Source organism: Pontibacterium sp. (assembly GCF_041587635.1).
In the GTDB taxonomy this organism is placed as follows: Bacteria; Pseudomonadota; Gammaproteobacteria; order Pseudomonadales; family Balneatricaceae; genus Pontibacterium.
This window is the reverse complement of the sequence record NZ_JBFGYC010000629.1, coordinates 1-2,193: the sequence shown is the minus strand read 5'-3', so window position 1 is coordinate 2,193 and position 2,193 is coordinate 1. Positions and strand designations below refer to the sequence as shown.

The following is a 2,193-nucleotide window of genomic DNA, read 5'->3' as shown; positions in this document are numbered from 1 at the left end:
GGCCGATGGGGAGGGGATGAATTTTTGGTATTTTTACCGCATTGCCAGCTTGCGGGTGCGACCCAAACAGCACGAAGAATCCGTAACCGTCTACAACAACATAACGAACGTATCGGTTGCTCCATCGGGATTCGTCAGCTTACGCCTGAAGACACCCTGGAATCCCTTATCGAACACGCGGATAAAGCTCTTTACAAAGCCAAAGCTCACAACAAAGGTGGTTACGCACACGCGTAAGGCGTTCTCTCCATGGGCTGAACTATCAGATAATTCATGACAGGTTCAGCCCATTCGGTATAGCCTTCACCTTATAGCCACCACACAGGTCATTCACTGTGAGACATCCGATCACATCTTTGCTCAGTACTTCGTTGTTAACAGCCCTACTCTCGCCAATCGCGTGGGCAGACAAGAATCCAGATATTGCAGAAACTGAGCGTTGGATTAGTGAACTGTCACAACAACTGTTAGAAAAAGGTGCGGTCAGTGGTACCTATCTGAACAACTACCTGCAGTGCCTACAGGATGAAAAGAGTCTGCGTGATGATCCGGGTACCGATCTCGAAAAGCTCTGGCAGGAGTTAATGGGTGCAAGCCATAGCTGTGCCCCGGTTATCGAGGATATGGTGGAAGCGCTCAAAAAAGATGATGTGCAATCCGAAGTCCTGCGACAACAACTGCAAGATCTGGAAAAAAGCCTGTAACACGTACTCACAGCTCTACCCCCAGATACTAAAAAAGGGTGCCGATGGGCACCCTTTTTTGTCTTTAGTTTTTGCTTGTCACATCAACCGCTGTGGTTAAGATTCAACAGCCTGTGGACGGAATTTCTTCGCCAGCCAGTAATCAACGCTGAAGTAACGACCACCACCCACAAAGAACAAACTCAGCAACATGATGAAGTAAGTGATAGCAAACTCAATACCGTTATTCAGTATCACCACTGATCCACGACCTGTCAGCCAGTTATAGTTGCCGTTCTCACGCAGGATCTCTTTTGCCGCATTCAACCGATCTACGGATTCCATAACACGATCATTGGCTAACCAGCTGCTTGCATCGGCAATTGCCAACCAACCGTTTTCCCAGTGAACAGAGAATGCTGCCACCAGCATAGTGATCATCAGAGGGATAGAGATCCAGCGGGTCGCAAAACCAATAATCAATGCCAGACCACCAAAGAACTCAGTCCCTGCCGCCATCGCAGCCATCACTTCAGGCATCGGTAAACCAAGACCCCATTCCGCATTACCAAACCAGGCAACGGTATCGTCAAAATGCGATAACTTGTTATAACCCGCCTGCATCAGAACAGGAGCCAGATATAAACGCAGTAACAGGGGCGCCAGTCCGTCCATCTGACGGGTGTAGTCCAGCACATCATGCACTTTGTTATAGGTATTTATCAGTGCGTTAGCCATGTATTAGCTCCTTCAATCCTTCACTCTTATTCACGCGTTTGATCACACACTTTCTATTACGCTAAGGTTCCGAGGATGACACCACTCGCCCTTAGTTGCTCCAGGGTTTGTAAACCTCCCGCCACCACCTGTTCCGGTGACGGATGTTGCAGCTCAACCGCTATTTGCTGCAACGCTTCGTGACCCGTCATCTCTTCAGACTCCGACAACAGATAAAGCAGGCGGGCCGTGACCGGATTGGTCTCAATAAATTGCACCGCATCCTCACGATTGCGATAGGCAATCAGGTAGGCTGGCTGGGCACCGGGTTCCTGCGGCACGTATTCTTCACATATGCAGTGCACGGGGTACTGATATGCAAGAGACCATGCCAGAGGAGATTGCACAGGATGGCCTGCCAATAGATCCCCATTGGGATCTACCCCTTCAACAGGCAGATCCACCTCCGAACTATCAAGCGCCAGCTCAACCCATTCGTAATGGAGCAGCTCTTTCATAAAGGGCTGATCCGCATCATCCGGCACACGATCGCCATTGACGTATTCAATAAATTCTTGCCCGATTTCCAGGAAATACGGGGTATGGCAGCGATGCAGGTCGAAGAAATTTCGCACTGTACGATGCCAGTATTCGGCACTGGAAATTGTCTTCATGACCGGGAAGTTTCCTGCCAGAAAACCTTCCACATTGTTATAAAACAATTCACGGTAGATCTGCATCCGGCGCTCTTCGATACCTTCTGGTGCATCGTGAGTGTCCGGGTTGCGGATAT

The 2,193-nt window shown here is 49.4% G+C and carries 4 protein-coding genes; 2 read left to right on the top strand and 2 right to left on the bottom strand.

The features are described from left to right. Both ABYW01_RS20010 and ABYW01_RS20005 read left to right on the top strand, forming a co-directional pair. Positions 1 to 237, top strand: a 237-nt coding sequence (locus ABYW01_RS20010; RefSeq protein ID WP_372836189.1) for a GGDEF domain-containing protein, incomplete at its 5' end; no start/stop codon positions are given. 98 nt (positions 238 to 335) lie between these two features. Next, the gene (locus ABYW01_RS20005; protein ID WP_372836187.1) at positions 336 to 704 is read left to right on the top strand and encodes a hypothetical protein; all 369 of its coding nucleotides are present in this window, start codon (positions 336 to 338) and stop codon (positions 702 to 704) included. 96 nt (positions 705 to 800) lie between these two features. On the opposite strand, the gene ABYW01_RS20000 is transcribed toward ABYW01_RS20005, so the two are convergent. Further along, positions 801 to 1,421 (bottom strand): DoxX family protein, encoded by a 621-nt coding sequence (locus tag ABYW01_RS20000; protein WP_372836186.1) that lies wholly within the window; start codon positions 1,419 to 1,421, stop codon positions 801 to 803. Between the two features lie 56 nt (positions 1,422 to 1,477). Beyond that, positions 1,478 to 2,193, bottom strand: a 716-nt coding sequence (locus ABYW01_RS19995) for a DUF2063 domain-containing protein (protein ID WP_372836184.1), incomplete at its 5' end; no start/stop codon positions are given.

What these genes read in the sequence shown, in the direction of transcription:
- ABYW01_RS20000 (WP_372836186.1), bottom strand. Translation starts at nt 1,421, where the DNA reads ATGGCTAACGCACTGATAAATACCTATAACAAAGTGCATGATGTGCTG.